The sequence below is a fragment of the Natrialba sp. SSL1 genome (assembly GCF_001861355.1).
Taxonomy (GTDB): Archaea; Halobacteriota; Halobacteria; order Halobacteriales; family Natrialbaceae; genus Natrialba.
On sequence record NZ_MASN01000060.1, the window covers coordinates 136,656 to 153,511 of the forward strand.

The window sequence follows — 16,856 nt, forward strand, 5'->3', positions numbered from 1 at the left end:
GGTAGGGAAGGGCAACGTGGATACGGTTGGTCTGGATAGGTGTCTAACCTCACACATGATGTGGAGAGCATATGCCGGGTCCGTGAGGGGAGATACCGGTGGAACGGAAGAGAGAATGCGCCAGAAGTGGGTGGAGAGGGTGGAGAAAACAACGTAACGGGTATCAGAACGGACCGAGGCCGCCCATCCCGCCGCCACCGCCGCCGCCCTGTTGCATCTGCTTCATCATGCGCTGCATCTCCTGTTCGGAGCCCATCCCCTGGAACTGCTTGATGGTCTTCTCCATCATCTTGTACTGCTGGAGCAGTTCGCGGACCTGTTCCTCGCTCGTCCCGGAGCCCCGAGCGATGCGCTCGATCTGGCTCGCGCCGATGGCCTTCGGGTACTCCTTTTCGGCGTCGGTCATCGAGTCCATGATGACGCTGAAGCTGTGCATCCGCTCCTGGGTGACGTCCATCGCGTCGTCGGGAAGCTGGTCCTTGATCCCGCCGCCGAAGCCGGGGATCATGTCCATCACCTGGTCGAGCGGCCCCATGTTGTTCATCGCCTCCATCTGCTTTTGCATGTCGTTCAGGGTGAACTGGCCCTGAAGCATGTCCTCGGGGTCCCAGTCGTCGTCCTCGATCTGGGTCTGCTCCATCGCGCGCTCGACGCGCTCTGCGAGCTGTCCGAGGTCGCCCATGCCGAGCAGCCGGGAAATGAAGCTGTCCGGTTCGAAGCGTTCGACGTCCTGGACCTCCTCACCGGTCCCGAGGAACGCGATGGAACTGTCAGTCTGGTCGACGGCAGTAAGGGCACCACCACCCTTTGCCGTACCGTCGAGCTTCGTGATGACGACACCGTCGATGCCGATCGACTCGTCGAACTGCTGGGCCTGCTCCTTGGCCCCCTGCCCGATTGCCGCGTCGAGGACCAGTAGCGACGTGTCGGGCTGGGCAACACCTTCGATCTCCTCGATCTCATCGATCAGGTCGTCCTCGAGTGCGTGGCGGCCAGCCGTGTCCACGATGTGAACGTCGGCTTCGCTCGTTTCCTCGAGTCCCTTCCGTGCGATTTCGACCGGGTCGTCGTTGTCCGGGTTCCCGTAGAAGTCGACCTCGGCGCGGCCGGCCATCTCCTTGGCCTGATCGTACGCACCGGGTCGGAACGTGTCCGTCTGGATGACAGCCGGGCGAAGCCCCTTCGTCGAGAACCACCAGGCCATCTTGGCGGCGGAGGTCGTCTTCCCCGACCCCTGCAGTCCCGCCAGCAGGATGGTCTGCTCCTCGAGTGGCAGTTCCGTTGAGTCGCCGATGAGGCCGACGAGTTCCTCGTAGACGATTCGGAGGACGAAGTCCCGCGCCGGCGTCCCGGCTGGCGGCTCCTCCTCGAGTGCACGCTCTTTGATGTTGTCCGACAGCTCCATCACGAGCGAGACGTCGACGTCGGCGGAGAGCAAGGAGCGCTGGATCTCCTTGACGATCTCCTCGACGTCCTCCTCGCTAATTCGTGACTTCCCGCGGAGCTTATCGAGACTGCCCCGCAGAGAACTCCCGAGATCGTCGAGTACCATTTGCAGGATGTACGGGGCGTGGTCGTTAAAGCCTTTTTCTCGTGGACTCGGCGGCCAGAAATCGGACGGGCGGCCGATTCCGGGTCGTGCGCATCGGTTGTCGAGTTTACGTATCAGTTCAGAGACCCCATCAGGGAAACGTAACGACGACGCCACAGTAGCGCGTCGAAGTACGTTGAAGCGCGTCGCAGCGCGTCGATGAGTATTTCACCCGTGCGGCGACAAAGCGGAGGTATGCCTTCGGATGCAGATTCCGACGCTGATGCCGACACCCACACCGAACGTGAACTCACCGTCGACCTCTCGGCGTACGACGAACTCCGCGACGAGACCGTCACTCTTCGCGTCAACGAGAACGGCCTCTACATCGCCGACCACGAGGAGACCGGCGTCTCGAGCCAGGGCCAGTCCGAAGAGATCGCGATCGGGAACCTCCAGGAGGCGGTCAGTACGTACAGAGACGGCCAGTCAGACGATACCGGCGACGACTGGCTGTGAGTTTCGCCGCCGCTGGCACGCGTTCGAACCAGACCAGCCAGCGCATCCCCTTGTTTTACGCCGTCGGCCGTTGTCGATCCCCCGATGACCGGATTCGACGCTGGCGAGCGCACTGACGGTTCCAGCGAACGGACCACTGCTTCCACTGCACCCACTGCTACCAGCACAGTCACAGACGGCGGCACCGACGAATACGACCTCGTCGTCCTCGGTGGCGGCTCCGGTAGTCAGGTCGCAACTGCCGCCGTCGAGGAGGGATTCACTGCCGCTGTCGTCGAACCCGGTCCGCTCGGCGGTGCCTGTGTCACCCGCGGCTGCGTCCCCTCGAAGGCGCTCATCCACCGCGCCGACATCGTCGACGAACTGCGCCGCGCGGCCGAGTTCGGCGTCCGCGCCGACCTGCAAGAGATCGAGTTCGGCGAGTTCACCGCGGCGATCCACGACACCGTCTACGAAAAGGCGGACAACCAGGAATCGTCGCTCGACGACACCGACGGCCTCACCCGCTACCACGGAACGGGACGGTTCGTCGACGACCGAACGATCATCGTCGAGTCGACCGACGAGGACGCGTCGGAATCAAACGCGGCGTCAGGATCGGACTCGAGTACACCCTCGCGCATCCGCGGGGAGACAATCGTCATCGCCGTCGGCGGCCGTCCCGTCGTGCCGCCGATCGACGGCGTCGAGGACGTCGACTACCTCACGAGCGAGGACGCACTCTTTCTGGACGAACAGCCCGACTCGCTCGTCATCGTCGGCGGCGGCTACATCGGCGCGGAACTAGGCTACTTCTTCGGCGCGCTCGGCACCGAGATCTCGCTCGTCGGCCGCAGCGAGCAGTTGGTCCCCCGCGAGGACGACGACGTGAGCGAGGTTGTGACGGATGCACTCGAGTCCCACTGCGAGCTCTACACGGGGTACGAGGCGGCGGCGGTCGAGGAAACGGCCGACGGAGTCGTCGTGACGGCTGAGCCGAGCGATGACGGAGGGAACGGCGACGAAGGGGACGACAGTGGAGAGAACGACGACGAACCGGTCGAACTCGAAGCCGAGCGACTCCTGTTCGCCACTGGCCGACGGCCGAACACCGACAGCCTCGACCTCGAGGAAACCGGCGTCGAGACAGACGACTCGGGCCACGTCGAGGTGAACGAGCAGCTGGAGACGACCGCAGACAACATCTGGGCGGTGGGTGACGTTCTCGCCAACGAACCCTACAAACACGCGGCGGACTACGAAACCCGAATCGTTACCGCGAACGTGCTCGACGACGCCGGCGAGAAGGTTGACTACCACGCAATGCCGCACGCGATTTTCACGTCGCCGCAGGTCGCGAGCGTGGGGCAAACTGAGGGGGAACTGACAGAGGCGGGACTCGAGTACCAGTCGACAAAACTCCCGTTCGGAACCGCGCCGCTGGGGATGATCCTCGACGCCGACGGCTTCGTCAAGGTGCTGGCCTCACCTGAGGGTGAGATACTGGGCTGTCATATCGTCGGCCCGCATGCGTCGACGCTGATTCAGGAGGTCGTTACCGCGATGGACAGCGGATCGGGGATGGTCGACGACGTTGCGGAACCGGTGCACGTGCACCCGGCGCTGTCGGAGGTGGTCTACGCGGCGTTCGACGAGCTATCTTCGCGAGAGTATTCGACGGCACCGGATTGGCGGGATGTCAGCGGCGCCTGAGTTGCGAAAATGGAACGACAGCGGCGACAGAGCCGTCACTCGAGAAACCCACAGCCGTAGTCGTCCGCGAGTTCGGAACACTCGTGGACGGTGAACTCGATCGGTGGGAGGTAGTCCCGGTCGCGTGCGCGGACACCCACCGCAGCGCAGTCGCCCGTCGCTCGCTCGGAGACGTCGAGCGTTCGCCACTCGGAGTCCTCTCGTCTGGCTTCGATGACGAACTCGTCCGGATCGTCACTCCATTCACAGGAGAGTTGCTCGTCAGATGGAACCTGCTCGGAAATCGCGTCCAACCGGTGCGTCGTCGTCGACACCGTTTCGTCGTCTGCGGCGATTCGGACCTCGATCGTCCGCTCGTCGTCAGTGTAGTTCGACGCGACGACCGAACCCAGTTGTGTGCCGTCGTCCGGGAGGACCGCGGTGCAGCCCGCGAGAGCGGCACAGCCGAGACTGCTCAGGAGGTGGCGTCGGGGGACCATTGCGATGATTGCACGAACGAACTGTCACGCCAAAATGGTTCCGAGAGTGAGTTTGGAACGCTGTCGCCGAGGCGCACGCACTTCCATCCCACCTACGGCGCTCCCGTTTCGATTTTGCCGTCCATCGCCAACCACTCCGTGAGACTCCCCTCGTAGACCGCCACGTCCTCGTAGCCAAGCGCCCGCAGGACGACGTAGGTGTGGCTGATCCGCCGCGCCGTGTTACAGTAGAGCACGATCTCGCGATCCCGCGTGATGCCGTGGGACTCGAGTACCCCCTGCAGATCTCCCTCCGAAAGCAACCGTCGCGTCTCGTCGTCCACGGCCTCGCGCCAGTCGAAGCGAACGGCACCGGGAAGATGCACGTCCGCGAATTCGTCGCGCTCTCGCGTGTCGACCAGCAGCGCGTCTCGCTCGCGTGCGGCCTCGACCGCCTCGCGGCCGACCAGTGGGCTCTCCTCCCGGTCGAGCGGATGGGGCTCGTAGTTCGTCGCCTCGAACTCGGTAGCGGCCGTCGTCGTCTCGTACGCTCGGCTCCAGACGCTGTAGTCCCCGTTCAGCAATCGCACATCGTCGTGGCCGTACTCGAGTGCAGTCAGATACAACCGGGCAGCGAAGACGCCGTGGGTGTCGTCGTAGGCGACGATGGTGTCGCCGGGACCGATACCGGCTGCAGAGAGCAGGGAACCGAAGGCGTCGGCACCGGGGAGGGTACCGCGGTCAGCGTCTGAGTCGTCGCGGTAGCTGTCGAAGGGAATGCTGGCGGCACCGGGAACGTGGCCGATGGCGTCGAACTCCCAGGCGTCTCTGACATCGACGGGGCGGACGTCGGGGCGGTCGCGGTTCGCTGCCAGCCAGTCAGGGGAGACGACGACGGATTCGTCCATCGGCTGAGCGAACTCGCTCCGCCGCCGATAACGACTCGGTACCGGCACGTCTCCCCGCGGTACCGATATAGTGGCAATCGGTTCCGGTTCGTGGCCGAACATGGTGACAGTCGTGAGTCAGCCAACCCACCGAGTGTCGGGGGTCAGACACCCTGCAGGGGGAGGAAATGAGAGTCGATAGCGGGCGTCCGCGATAGCGGTAACACTCACCTACAGGACAGACCAGCGACTCCATTATCCGGTTCGAGCGGCCCTATAACCCCCGAGAACTAGGGAATAGGTATGGCAGCAACCGAGTACGCCAACGACGTGTTGGTCACGGCTGACTGGGTCGCCGACCGCCTCGACGAGTTCCAGAGCGACGACCCCACAAACCGACTGGTCGAAGTCGACGTAGACACGGAAGCCTACGACGAGGAGCACGCACCCGGTGCGATCGGGTTCAACTGGGAGACCCAACTCCAGGACCAGACCCGCCGCGACGTCCTGGAGCAGGACGACCTCGAGGACCTCCTCGGCTCCCACGGGATCAGCGACGACTCGACCATCGTCCTCTACGGCGACAACGCGAACTGGTTCGCCGCCTACACCTACTGGCAGCTGAAATACTACGGCCACGACGAGGTCTACCTGTTGGACGGCGGCCGCGAGTACTGGCTCGAGAACGACTACCCGACGACCGACGAGGAGCCAGACTTCTCGACCGTCGAGTACGACGCCGCCGGCCCGCGCGAGAACATCCGCGCCTACCGCGAGGACGTCGAAAAGGCGATCGAACGCGGCGTTCCGCTCGTCGACGTGCGCTCGCCCGAAGAATTCAGCGGCGAGATTCTCGCCCCACCAGGGCTGCAGGAGACAGCCCAGCGTGGCGGCCACATCCCGGGCGCGACGAACATCTCCTGGGCAGCCGTCACCACCGACGACGGGACGTTCAAGAGCCGCGAAGAACTCGAGTCCCTCTACGCTGAGGAAGGCATTACGGGCGGCGAAACGACGGTCGCCTACTGCCGCATCGGCGAGCGCTCGTCCGTCGCGTGGTTCGCGCTGCACGAACTGCTCGGCTACGAGGACGCGGTCAACTACGACGGCTCCTGGACCGAGTGGGGCAATCTGGTCAACGCGCCGGTCGAGACCGGCGACGGAAGCTGAGCGGACTGACCGGGACGAGCCAGCGACGATAATCCACCATACCAGCCCTGAACTGATGACCAACGACGCACCCGACGAATCTGACACCGACAGCCCGCCCGCGGCCGAGGCCGTCCTCGAGACGGTCCGCGAGAACGCACAGACCGAACTCTCGCGACTCGGTTCCTCGAAGTCCCTCTACGCCGACACGGGTGGCGAGATCGAGACCGAACCAGTCCTCGAGGCCACGGCGGACGCCGAGTACGCCGCCTGGCAGACGTTTAGCGCCTGGGCGGACGACGAACCCGAGACCGGCGCACGCGAGGCCTTCGAGACGACCGCCGCGGAGGAACGCGAGCACCTCGAAACCGTGCTCGGGACCCTGGAGAGCCGCGGCGACGGCGATTTCGCTGTCGAGTCCTACGACCCAACTGCAACGCCCGCCCTCCACGACTACCTCCGGACACTCGAGTCCACCCCCGAACGCGTCGGCGGATTCCTCGGTCGCATCCTGGCGAGCAAGCGCTCGAAGGAACAGGTCGTCGGCTACTTCGTTGGCGACGCAGACCCGCAGACTGCGGCCGTCTTCCGAGAATTCGGCGATGATCTGGACGGGCAACTCGAGCGCGCCGAGGCGCTCGTCACCGAGTACTGTTCGAGCGACGCCGACCGCGAGCAGGCGATCGAGGCAGCAACGGAGGCGATCGAGACCGCCTATACGGCGTACGTCGAGAATCTGGAAGCGCTGGGTGCGAACCCGAAGCCCGTCTGTTGACGCCCGCTGCAGGCTCAGACGAGTCGCTCGACACGATCAGCGAGCTCAAGCGAGGCTGTCTCGATCTCCGCATCCAGACCGGCGACCGTATCGTGGAAGTTCGTTCGGTAACTCGCCGGTCCCTGGTACTCCATCTCAGCCGCGCGCTCGCCCGCGATGCCAAACGCAAGTGTTCCGTGAAGTGCCGCGGCGTGGGCGTCCTCGAGTGCACCGTTGAACGCGGCGAGGGTCGCGCCGAGCATGCAGCCGGTGCCGACGACCTCGCCGAGCATCTCGTGGCCCGCGGTGAGTCGGTAGGCGCTGTTCGCATCGGCGACGATATCCTCGACCCCGCTGGCGACGACGATTGAACCGGTCGAGTCGGCGAGCGAGCGGGCGGTCTCCTCGATATCGTCGTAGTCGCCGACGGATTCGACGCCCTTCACGTCGGCTTCGACGCCCGCAAGCGCGCTGATCTCGCCGTAGTTGCCCTTGATAACAGTGAACGAGACTTCGTCGAGCAGCGTCTGTGCGACCGACTTACGTGTCGGCGTGGAACCGACGCCGACGGGGTCGAGGATGACCGGAATGTCGCGGTCGGCTGCCGTCTGTGCAGCCTCGCGCATCGCTTCGACTTTCTGCTCCGGAACCTGGCCCGTGTTGAACAGCACGGCGTCTGCACCCTGGGCCATCTCGCCGGCGTCGCCGGGCGAGTCGGCCATCACCGGGAGCGCGTCCCAGTGGAGGATGAGGTTCGCCACGTCGTTCATCGTCACCTCGTTGGTCAGCGCCTGGACGAGCGGCGGGGCCTCCGCGATGGCCCGCAGCGAGTCCGCCAGTTCGTCGCCGGTAACGTCGGGTGAGTCAGTGTCACTCATTCGGTGGCCCCTCCGTGCTCGACGTGCTTTGCCGTTTCGACGGTCGAGGCGAGCGCGGCGGTTGCAGCCTGCGGATCGTCGACAGCGGTGATCGCCGAGATGACCGCGACGCCGACTGCGCCCGCCTCGACGACCGGCCCGGCGTTGTCGGCCGTGATCCCGCCGATGCCGACCGCCGGAATCGAAATCGCGTCGGTGATGTCGGCGACGCGCTCCGGGCCGACGCCGTCTTTGTGTCTCTCGACATCCTTCGAGGTCGTGCCGTAAATTGTTCCGACACCGACGTAGTCCGCGCCGTCGGCTTCGGCCTGCTCAGCCTCTGTTACTGTCGCTGTCGAACAGCCGACAATTGCGTCCGGCCCGAGCAGATCTCGAGCGACCGAGACGGGAAGATCCGACTGGCCGACGTGTACGCCGTCTGCGTCGATCGCCTGCGCGATGTCGACCCGGTCGTTGACGATCAGGTCCACGCCCGCCTCGGCCGTCAGTTCGCGCAGTTCCCGACCGAGTTCGTACCGAAACCGAGTGTCGGTGTCCTTCTCGCGGAGCTGGACGGCGTCCACTCCACCCGCGATCGCCGCCTCGACGATCTCGAGCGTCGAGCGCCCCGCCGAGACGGACTCCTGGGTGACGAGATAGGTCTGCCAGTTTGAGGGTACCGGTGCCATACGAACACGGGCGCGCGGTGATCACTAAGTGACTTCGGTCAGTGACCATCCCGCGTCAGAGTCCCTCCGCCACGCCCTGCGGCTACAGCGACGGTTCCTGGACAACCGAATCGAGAAGGGACTCGAGTGTCGTCTCTCCCGTTCCCCTTTCGCTTCCCGTCCCATCTCCAGCTCCCTCCGCATCTTTCTCCGGTGGCTCTGCTGGCGCACGGAATTCGGGAAACGGCGTCGGTGGCTCGGGTTCTGTCTCTTTTGCCGAGAGCTGGTAGCGCCACCAGCAGACGTCGTGCCACTCGTCCTGGGTATACCCCATGGCGGGGAAGTCGACTATTCGTTCGAAGCCGAACGACTCGTGAAACGCCACCGTCGCCGGGTTCGGTAGCGTCGTCACCGCGTAGGCCTCGTAGAAGCCCTGGGCCTCGAGGACCGCGAGCAGCGACGTGTAGAGCGTTCGCCCGACGCCCGACTGGCGAGCGTCCGCCGCGACGTAAACGGAGAGTTCGACGACCCACTGGTAGGCCTGGCGCTTTCGTAGCGGACCCGCGTAGGCGTAGCCGAGCACCGTCCCGTCCTCGCGCTCGGCGACGAGCCAGGGGTACTGCTCGAGTGTCGACTCGATACGGTCTGCCATCTCGTCGGCGGTCGGCGGCGTCTCCTCGAAGGTGACTGCAGAGGACGAACAGAAGGGGGCGTAGATGTCGCGAACGGCGGCCGCATCGGCCGTGGTGGCAACTCGAATGTGTGGGTCCATGTGTCGTGTCAGCCACTGTTTTCTGCCGGGCGCGTATAAGTTCGCTGCCCCGAGTACGAGCCTTCCGAGCAGGCGACCAGTTCCCCGTCCGTTTGCGGGTCAGGATCGAACGACGGCTCCGTTCCAATCCCGTCGTACTGCGCGCGCAGCGCGACGTGGTCGTTGAGGAAGTAGGTCACTCGAACGTCCCACTCGGCGTGCTCCGTGTGCACCGTCTCCGTCACCAGATCGTACACCAGCGAGAGCAATACGCCCTCGGGCTCGCGCCCGTCGTTAGCCGCGTCGCTATCACCGTCATCTACGTCGCGGTCCTCGTCATCTACGTCGCTGCCACCACCATCACCCGTTCGCACCTCGTCCGCGACCGGCGAAACCTGGTGTCGCGAAATCGAGAGTTCGAACTCGCGCGCCTGATCGCCGTGTGCCGCGAGAAACTCCCGCTGGCGATACGCGCGCTCGAGTGCACCCACGTACGCTAGCGCACTCTGTGAGCGCTCGGCTGGTTCGGGCGGGTACTCGAGTAGTTCGAACTCGATCTCGGACGTGTCTTCGTCGGCCGACGCGGGTGGGAACGCAGTCGGTCGAGAAACAGCAGTACAGTCAACATTGGTTCCAGGAGGTGTAGATTCACCGTTCGATGCAGCCGTCTCTGGATCGCTGAACCAGTCCGTCGAACAACCCGCTGTGAGAGCGGAGAGGGAGGCGGTAGACGCGAGAACCGACCGACGAGAGCGGGGAGGGCACATACACGCACGTCAGTCAGGCCACCAATAGCTGTTTCGTATCTAACTGCTACGGGGCGCAGAGAACGTCGGCTGAGGAAAGACGACTGGGTCGATGCCAGCAGTGAGCGACTACTCGTCCTCGAGTAGTCGGTCGACCATCTCCTCCGGATCGAAGCGTTCGAGGTGGTCGTAGCCCTGGCCGACACCGAGGAAGAGAATCGGGCGACCGGTGACGTGTGCGACCGAAATCGCCGCCCCGCCGTTCGAGTCGGCGTCGGCTTTCGTCAGGATCGCACCGTCGATTTCGGCCGCGTTGTTGAACTCGCGGGCGCGGTTGACCGCGTCCTGGCCGGCCACCGCCTCGTCGACGAACAGCGTCATGTCCGGGTCGACGACGCGGTCGATCTTCTCGAGTTGATCCATCAGCCCCTCGTCAGTGTGGAGCCGGCCCGCCGTGTCGCCGAGGACGATGTCGACGTCGTTTGCCTCGGCGTACTCGACGGCGTCGTACAGCACCGCAGCGGGGTCGCCGCCCTGCTCGTGGGTAATTATTTTCGTGTCGAGCGCGTTGGCGTGCTCCTGAATCTGCTCGTTGGCCCCGGCGCGGTAGGTGTCGCCGTTGGCCATCACGGTGGAGTAGCCCCGCTCCTCGAAGTAGCGGCTGAGCTTTGCGATCGAAGTGGTCTTCCCGACGCCGTTGACGCCGGTGAAGATGATCGTCACCGGCTTGTCCTCGACCGCGATTCGCTCGTCGAAGTCGAACTGGCCGACGCTGATCACGTCGTAGATCGCATCCCGGAGCGCCTCCTCGACGACCGCACCCGTCGAGGTCGTGAACGTCCGCGTCTCGCCGATCAGTTCGTTACGGATGTTGTCGAGAATTTCCTCGGCGACGCCCATCTCGACGTCACTCGAGAGCAGCGCCATCTCGAGTTCGTGGAGCGGCCCTTCGAGGTCTTCCTCCTCGATGACGAACTTGCCCTTGACGAAGGATTTGGCCTTGCGGCCGAAGCCGGTGCTGCCGTTGTCGTCTGTGTCGGTGTCGTCAGTCTCGGCGTCGGCCTCGTCGGTCTCGTCGGTATCGGACGCAGCATCGATACCAGCATCGGTATCCACCTCTCCCGCCGTCTCGGATTCGGGCACAGTCTCGGTCTCGGCGCTCGTCCCGGACGGGGACTCGAGCGCGGCGTCGCTCGTGGGTGCGTCGGACTCGGTGGACGGTGCTGTGTCAGTGGCTGGCTGGTCGGTGGGGTCGGCGGTTCGAGCACCGGCGTCGGTGCCGGTATCGGTATCGGTATCGGTATCCGAACCTGCACCGACATCCGCGGCTGGCTCGGCGTCGACCGCGTCAGCCGTCTCGGCTGCATCGGCTGGCGCAGCTTCGTCCTCGGCGGCGTCAGCTCCGGCCTCGACATCGCTCTCGTCTTCGGCTGGGTCGTCGACTTCCTCGACGTTCTCTTCGGCAGCTTCCTCGGCGTCCTTTCGGAAGCTTCCGAGTTTTTCCTTCAGATTATCGAACATTGTAACGGTGACTGTAGGGAGTGGGTAGTGGCTGCTGACTGTAAACTGCTGTCTGCGAACTGCTGGCGGCTGGTCGGTACCTGGTGCAACGAGCGCCCGTACCGTTCAGTTGCGCACTTACTCGTCGGGCTCCTGCCCCGGCTGGCCGCCCATCTGCTGCATCTGCTGTTGCATCGCCTGCTGCTGGAGCTGCTGGGCCTGGGACTCGAGTTCGTCGCTCTCGGATTCGAACTCGTCGATCTCGTCTTCGAGGTCGTCGATGCGGTCGTCGAGCGTCTCCTTCTTGCGCTCGAGTGCGCCGACGGCGTCGTCCTGGTCGAACTCAGCGGCGTAGTCCGAGCCGAGTTCGACGATTGCCTCGTCGATGTCTTCGATCGTTGCGCGGAGGTACGCGCCGCCGCCGAGTGGGACCTGCACCGTCGAGCCAGTTTCGAGCGTCTCGAGGGCGTCGATTGCCTCGTCGACCTCGCCCTGCTCTGTCCGAATGTCCTCAACTTCGCCTTCGAGCGCGGTGATCTGTTCCTGAATCTCCTGAATTTCCTGGGAAAGCTGCTGGAGCTGTTGTTGACTCATGGCTTTCACTCCGGCAGGCAGTCGGAAGAATCTTCCCTTCCACAGCTATTTCCGCGGCTTCGCGGGCGTTTCACCGAAACCGGGCGTAGCGGACCGCTCCGGGCTAGATCTGTCCCGGCTCCCGGTTCGAGGGCTGTCCCGTCATCCCAGTTCCGCCACGGCGAGGTCGCGTGAGTGCATCGGGATCGATGCCGTCGAACTCCGGCGGAAGCGAGCCGTCGCGGGCATACTTGTAGAGTGCGGTCTTGGCGATGCCCGTCGCAGCCTGATAGACCGCCAACAGGACGCCGATCACCAGCAGTGTCGGGACGAGCGTAAACGTGAGCACCGACCACGGATCAGCGAGCGCGAACATCGGCGCACCGATGCCGGCGAGTGCGGTGAGGACGATCAGCGGCACCATCACGAGTCCGACGCCGAGGCTGATCCCGCCGACCTGTCCCCACGTCTCGCGGAACAGGCTAGCGCTCTCGCGCAGCGAGTTCCGAACGCCACCGTCCTGAAAGACGATCACGGGGACGATGAAGAACGTCATCGCGAACCAGGCGAAGCCGGCCAGCGAGCGGGCGAGTCGTGCCCCCCAGCCGTCCTGACTCTCGAGTGCCTGGAAGATGAGGCCGACAACGGTACCGACGGCACCCCACGCGAGAATCGTCCGGCGAGACTCCCAGGCACCGGCGAGGCCGGCACGGAGGCTGGTCGGTTCGTCGGCGAACATGGTGCCGACGGCGTGGACGAGCGCCGCGCTAAAGAACGTCGCAATCGAGGTGGCGACGAACATGAAGCCGACGGAGGCAGCCACAAGGAGGGCTGTGACTGCCGTCTCGGCCGACCCGTCTGAGACTGTCGTAAACTGCTCAACGAGCGCCATGCCGTAGCCGACACCGAACAGCGCGGCGACGATACCACCGAGCAGCCCGATTAGCCCGACGATCCAGGCGAGGCCGTACATGACCGGAAACGCGAGGAGCCACTTCTCGCGCCGGAGGACACCGAACGAGGCTTTTGCGATCGCGAGGCCAGTTTTGAATCTGGCGAACAGGGACCCGAACATACGAGTGTCATGTTGCTACCGTATCATAAGTCTTGAGGACCGTTCGTACCACTGATCCGTTCAGTATGAGGTGTCTACCGCAGAGACACGCCGTTTGAGTGGACTCATTCACGGTCGAGTCTGCGAAGGTTGGTACCTAATAGGCACAAACCCAGGTCCAGGGCGACGCGAACGGAGCGTCAACCGCAAAAACGGATCGCAAAACCGAACCGACCGGGACAGTTCGCAGCAGTTAGTCGAGATAGCCGAGTGCATCTTCGATCCGGCCGAGTTCCGGACCCGTCGTATCCTCGCCGACGACGTAGCCCGACTCGTTGGCCAGCAGCCCCGACCCGACCAGCGGCGCACCGTAGTTGATCGTCCCGACATCCGCGCGAACGTCGAGCGCGTCCTCGAGTACGTCGAGTTCCTCGTCGGTCGCCTTCGGATGACAGAGCACACCCGAGTTCGTCGCGACCGCAGCGGTGCCGACGGTGCGAACGCCTGCGAGATCGCCGCGTTCGACCGGCACGTCGAGCGTGTCCTTGATGATCTGGATTGCCTCACGAGGCAGGTCCGGATGGACGTAGGCCCCGTAGTCGTTCGCGAGGACGACGTTCCCGGCGGCGTTGATACTGCCGGGCAACTCTGCGACGGGTAGGTCGACGTCCTCCTCGAGTCGTTCGCGCTCGTACTCGAGTACACGGGAGCTGACGAGGAGGCCGTTTTCGTTACCCGTCGCTAGCGCGCCGACGGTCGAGGAACCGCCGACGGTCGTCTGAATCGCGGGGACCGCGAGTTCATCGGTCAGGTCGGCGACGATATCGTCGTCGACGTCCGGGCGAACGAGCACGCACGAGTCGGTCGCACGGGCGAAGACGCCGACGTAGGCCGACCCGGCGAAGGCGAGTCGCTGCAAGTTTAGTCGGCGACCTCGGCCTCGACGACGGCCTCGCCCTCTTCGTCGAAGCGAGCCGCGCGGACGCGGAGCTTGCGTGGCGGGTTCGCTCGACCCTGGGACCAGACCTCCTCGTTGATCGAGGGGTCGAGTCGGATGGCGTCCTCGTCGACGGCGAAGTGCTTGGCGAGGTGTTCGCGGATGAGTCGCATGGCGAGGTCCGCGGCCTCGTGGTTTGCGCCCTTCTTGACGTCCCGCAGCGGGACGGTTACAACGCGTTCTTCGAAATCACTTGCACTCATTGATCTTACTCGTCGGTGTCGTTACGCCGCCAGTTGCGTCGCTTCGGGTTCCGCTGGACTTCCATGTCCGTCTTCATCATGACCCAGGCCGGAACGCGGCTGTTCTGGTTCTCGAGTTTGGCAAGTCGCTTCTTCTTGCCCTTCGATTTCTTACCCATAGTAGCCGGACGTAGCCCGTGCTGGCTTAAAATCTTGTCCATCTCTCGGGACGCTGGTGTGTGAGGGCTTCGCGGTCCCCTGGATAGATAGCGGCCGCCTCAGGTTGTAAGACGGGTTAGATAGCGGGTAGCCGCCTCGAGTGTCGCCTCGCTCAGTTCCGTCGTATACTCGAAGTGATCGACTGCCGGATCGGTGCCGTCGGCCTCGTAGCCGTCGTGGTTGGCGAACTCGTCGTGATTGTAGCAGCCGGTGCCGTGAAATCGGGTCCCACCACCGAGCTCATCGGGGCCGGCGTAGGCGGTCGCCATGGGGCTTACGCGCAGTGTTCGTCCCTCGGGTCCGGTTCTGGTGGCAGTTCCCAGATTATGGTCACAGCGTGTGTCCCCAACGTCTGTGACGATATCGGGCGAGAGGAACGTATGAAGCACTTCGTGAATCGCGATGTTTCGGCTGACTGCGCGCGAATCCCAGACCTCCGTCGCACCGATGTTAGCAACGGTCTGTGCGCCGTCGACTGCGTCTGGGTCATCCGCATCCGTATCACTCCCCGCAGAGCCGATCAGGTCGTTCGGTGAGATAGTGCCGCCGTAGCCCACCCGATAGTTGAACGGCGACCAGCAAAGCAGCAGATGACAGGTCGGCCCACCGAGTGCATCGTGCTCACGGAGTTGATCGCGAAAGGCGTCGAGAACGGCCGACAGCGATGGGAACGCGAGATCAGTTGGCTGCGAGACGGACAGGAGCGGGAAGCGGACGGGAGGACCACGCTCGACGTGTACGGTGAGTTTTGGCTCTGAGGCAGAGGGCGAATCCAAGACCGCCGAGCGGTCGGCCGCGTAGGCCTGAATTTGGCCCATCGCGTCCTCGACGGCCGCGAACGCGTCCCGAAACGGGGTCGGCCAGTCGTCGCTCATCCCGTCGACGCCGTAGCGAGGCCAGGCAGTTGGCGGGACTGGACCAGGGTGGACGCGCACGCGAAAGTGGTCAGGGTCACTTTCGTTGGCGTCCACGCTCGGCCCGAACAGGGATACGCCACCCGCGCCACCGACGGCGGCGACGAACTCCCGGCGGCTGATCGGGGTGGACCGTCCGAACCGAGACAGCGACGACGGCGGTGATCCCATCGGCTACGCCAGTATCCCGTCATCCCACATCATACACGGTGCTGTATGTGCAAGTTGTCCCAGCGTACGACAACGGTACACGTGCGGGATGAACACTGTAAGGCCTCGATACCGGACTCCCGTAGCCCCAGTGATGGAGCCTCGACGGCCGAACACACCTACGGCCGAACGTACGCATAGCCGTCCGTCTGCAACTGGGTCACCTCGACGGCACCTTCGGGAACAGTTTCGATCCCGTCGATCAGATCCGACTCGTCGAAGTCAACCGTCTCGAGTGTATTGCTGCACGCCTTGAACGCGACGCCCTCGTCGAGTAGCTCCTGGATTTCGTCGTCTGCTCTGCCACCGGCTCTGGCTACCTCGATTCCGGACGCCTGGATGACGACCGCGACGTCGTCTATTCGACCGCTCTCGTCCGCGACGAGGTTTTTGGCGATCGCGAGTGACGTGTCCTGTTCGCCTTCGTCTCCCGACAGGAGGTGTACGACGGTTTGCATGCACAGAAGCGACGCCAGGGACTGGTGAAGCCTTGGTGCTTGCAAGCGTTGCGAAAGCGAGTGCGTGAGAAAGCGAGTGCGTGAGAAAGCGAGAGCGTGAGTGAACCGCCACCGCCGCTCACTCCGCGAGCGGGTGTCGTGCCACCGTCGAGTACTCGGGACCCTCATCCGTAAGCGTGCTCTCGGTCAGCCGCACCTGTGTGACGCGGGTTTCACCAATCGTCGGCGCTCGCTCGCGGACGAGGTCCTGCACCAACTCCTTCCCGCCCGCGTGTTCCATGCGCGCGAGCGTGACGTGCGGCGTGAACTCGTGTGACTCTGCCTCGAACCCCATCGCCGTCGTCCGTTCCTCGATGGCCTCGTGCAGGGCCGTCAGCTCGCCGCCACCCGTTTCGGTCCCGAGCCAGAGCACGCTGATATACTCCAGGTCTGGGAAGACGCCGAGTCCGCCGTAGCGGACGGTGAAGGGTGAAACACCGGACTCGTGGACCGCCGTCTCGAGTTCGGACTCGAGTTGGGAAAGCTGGCTCCTCTCGACGTCGCCGAGGAATTTTAGCGTGACGTGAGCCTGCTCGGGATCGGTGAATTTGAGACCGCTCGCGTCGCTGAACTCGTCTTGCAGGTCGGCGACCGCGTCCGCGAGGTCGTCCGGAAGGTCGACGCTGACGAAGAGACGCATAACGGATGGTTCGACGGCGGACTACTCAACGGTGACGACGGCGCTGGTGAGCAGGTGA

The 16,856-nt window shown here is 64.3% G+C and carries 20 protein-coding genes; 4 read left to right on the top strand and 16 right to left on the bottom strand.

What is annotated here, in order from left to right:
* Nucleotides 1-163 precede the first annotated feature (163 nt).
* Nucleotides 164-1,552, bottom strand: a complete 1,389-nt coding sequence (locus BBD46_RS19650) for a signal recognition particle protein Srp54 (protein ID WP_071403359.1) — start codon at nt 1,550-1,552, stop codon at nt 164-166.
* Between the two features lie 234 nt (nt 1,553-1,786).
* Here BBD46_RS19650 and BBD46_RS19655 point away from each other — a divergent pair, with 234 nt between their 5' ends.
* The gene (locus BBD46_RS19655) at nt 1,787-2,050 is read left to right on the top strand and encodes a type II toxin-antitoxin system HicB family antitoxin (RefSeq protein ID WP_004267637.1); all 264 of its coding nucleotides are present in this window, start codon (nt 1,787-1,789) and stop codon (nt 2,048-2,050) included.
* Between the two features lie 84 nt (nt 2,051-2,134).
* On the top strand, nt 2,135-3,742 hold the full coding sequence (locus BBD46_RS19660; protein WP_071403360.1) for a dihydrolipoyl dehydrogenase: 1,608 nt from the start codon (nt 2,135-2,137) through the stop codon (nt 3,740-3,742).
* 35 nt (nt 3,743-3,777) lie between these two features.
* Here the strand turns inward: BBD46_RS19660 and BBD46_RS19665 are convergent, their stop codons facing one another.
* The gene (locus BBD46_RS19665) at nt 3,778-4,221 is read right to left on the bottom strand and encodes a hypothetical protein (protein WP_071403361.1); all 444 of its coding nucleotides are present in this window, start codon (nt 4,219-4,221) and stop codon (nt 3,778-3,780) included.
* A gap of 92 nt (nt 4,222-4,313) precedes the next feature.
* Entirely contained in the window at nt 4,314-5,108 is a 795-nt protein-coding gene (locus BBD46_RS19670) for a sulfurtransferase (protein ID WP_071403362.1), read from the bottom strand.
* A 282-nt stretch (nt 5,109-5,390) separates the two neighbouring features.
* Here BBD46_RS19670 and BBD46_RS19675 point away from each other — a divergent pair, with 282 nt between their 5' ends.
* Together BBD46_RS19675 and BBD46_RS19680 are read left to right on the top strand one after the other, a co-directional pair.
* Entirely contained in the window at nt 5,391-6,257 is an 867-nt protein-coding gene (locus BBD46_RS19675; RefSeq protein ID WP_071403363.1) for a sulfurtransferase, read from the top strand.
* Between the two features lie 55 nt (nt 6,258-6,312).
* Nucleotides 6,313-7,011, top strand: coding sequence for a rubrerythrin family protein (locus BBD46_RS19680; protein ID WP_071403364.1), 699 nt, complete (start codon nt 6,313-6,315; stop codon nt 7,009-7,011).
* A 14-nt stretch (nt 7,012-7,025) separates the two neighbouring features.
* On the opposite strand, the gene thiM is transcribed toward BBD46_RS19680, so the two are convergent.
* The 13 genes from thiM to thpR all read right to left on the bottom strand — a co-directional run bounded on the left by thiM (nt 7,026) and on the right by thpR (nt 16,798).
* Nucleotides 7,026-7,868 (bottom strand): hydroxyethylthiazole kinase, encoded by an 843-nt coding sequence (gene thiM, locus BBD46_RS19685; RefSeq protein ID WP_071403365.1) that lies wholly within the window; start codon nt 7,866-7,868, stop codon nt 7,026-7,028.
* Nucleotides 7,865-8,536, bottom strand: a complete 672-nt coding sequence (gene thiE, locus BBD46_RS19690; protein ID WP_071403366.1) for a thiamine phosphate synthase — start codon at nt 8,534-8,536, stop codon at nt 7,865-7,867. Before thiE ends, thiM begins: the two co-directional genes overlap by 4 nt.
* Nucleotides 8,537-8,618: 82 nt before the next feature.
* Nucleotides 8,619-9,287, bottom strand: coding sequence for a GNAT family N-acetyltransferase (locus BBD46_RS19695; RefSeq protein WP_071403367.1), 669 nt, complete (start codon nt 9,285-9,287; stop codon nt 8,619-8,621).
* Between the two features lie 8 nt (nt 9,288-9,295).
* A complete protein-coding gene (locus BBD46_RS19700; RefSeq protein ID WP_071403368.1) occupies nt 9,296-10,033 on the bottom strand; it encodes a hypothetical protein in 738 nt (245 codons plus the stop codon).
* A gap of 108 nt (nt 10,034-10,141) precedes the next feature.
* Entirely contained in the window at nt 10,142-11,533 is a 1,392-nt protein-coding gene (gene ftsY / locus BBD46_RS19705; protein WP_071403369.1) for a signal recognition particle-docking protein FtsY, read from the bottom strand.
* A 117-nt stretch (nt 11,534-11,650) separates the two neighbouring features.
* Entirely contained in the window at nt 11,651-12,106 is a 456-nt protein-coding gene (gene pfdA / locus BBD46_RS19710; protein ID WP_006653293.1) for a prefoldin subunit alpha, read from the bottom strand.
* A gap of 103 nt (nt 12,107-12,209) precedes the next feature.
* The gene (locus tag BBD46_RS19715; RefSeq protein ID WP_071403370.1) at nt 12,210-13,160 is read right to left on the bottom strand and encodes a DUF6159 family protein; all 951 of its coding nucleotides are present in this window, start codon (nt 13,158-13,160) and stop codon (nt 12,210-12,212) included.
* 232 nt (nt 13,161-13,392) lie between these two features.
* Nucleotides 13,393-14,058, bottom strand: coding sequence for a translation initiation factor IF-6 (locus BBD46_RS19720; RefSeq protein ID WP_071403371.1), 666 nt, complete (start codon nt 14,056-14,058; stop codon nt 13,393-13,395).
* 2 nt (nt 14,059-14,060) lie between these two features.
* A complete protein-coding gene (locus BBD46_RS19725) occupies nt 14,061-14,339 on the bottom strand; it encodes a 50S ribosomal protein L31e (RefSeq protein WP_006166310.1) in 279 nt (92 codons plus the stop codon).
* Between the two features lie 5 nt (nt 14,340-14,344).
* Entirely contained in the window at nt 14,345-14,497 is a 153-nt protein-coding gene (locus BBD46_RS19730) for a 50S ribosomal protein L39e (protein WP_004267621.1), read from the bottom strand.
* A gap of 99 nt (nt 14,498-14,596) precedes the next feature.
* Nucleotides 14,597-15,622, bottom strand: a complete 1,026-nt coding sequence (locus BBD46_RS19735; protein ID WP_071403372.1) for a hypothetical protein — start codon at nt 15,620-15,622, stop codon at nt 14,597-14,599.
* A 158-nt stretch (nt 15,623-15,780) separates the two neighbouring features.
* Nucleotides 15,781-16,119, bottom strand: coding sequence for a DsrE family protein (locus tag BBD46_RS19740; protein WP_071403373.1), 339 nt, complete (start codon nt 16,117-16,119; stop codon nt 15,781-15,783).
* A 118-nt stretch (nt 16,120-16,237) separates the two neighbouring features.
* Nucleotides 16,238-16,798: an RNA 2',3'-cyclic phosphodiesterase gene (thpR, locus tag BBD46_RS19745; protein WP_071403374.1), complete on the bottom strand. Its 561-nt coding sequence runs from the start codon at nt 16,796-16,798 to the stop codon at nt 16,238-16,240.
* Between the last annotated feature and the right edge of the window lie 58 nt (nt 16,799-16,856).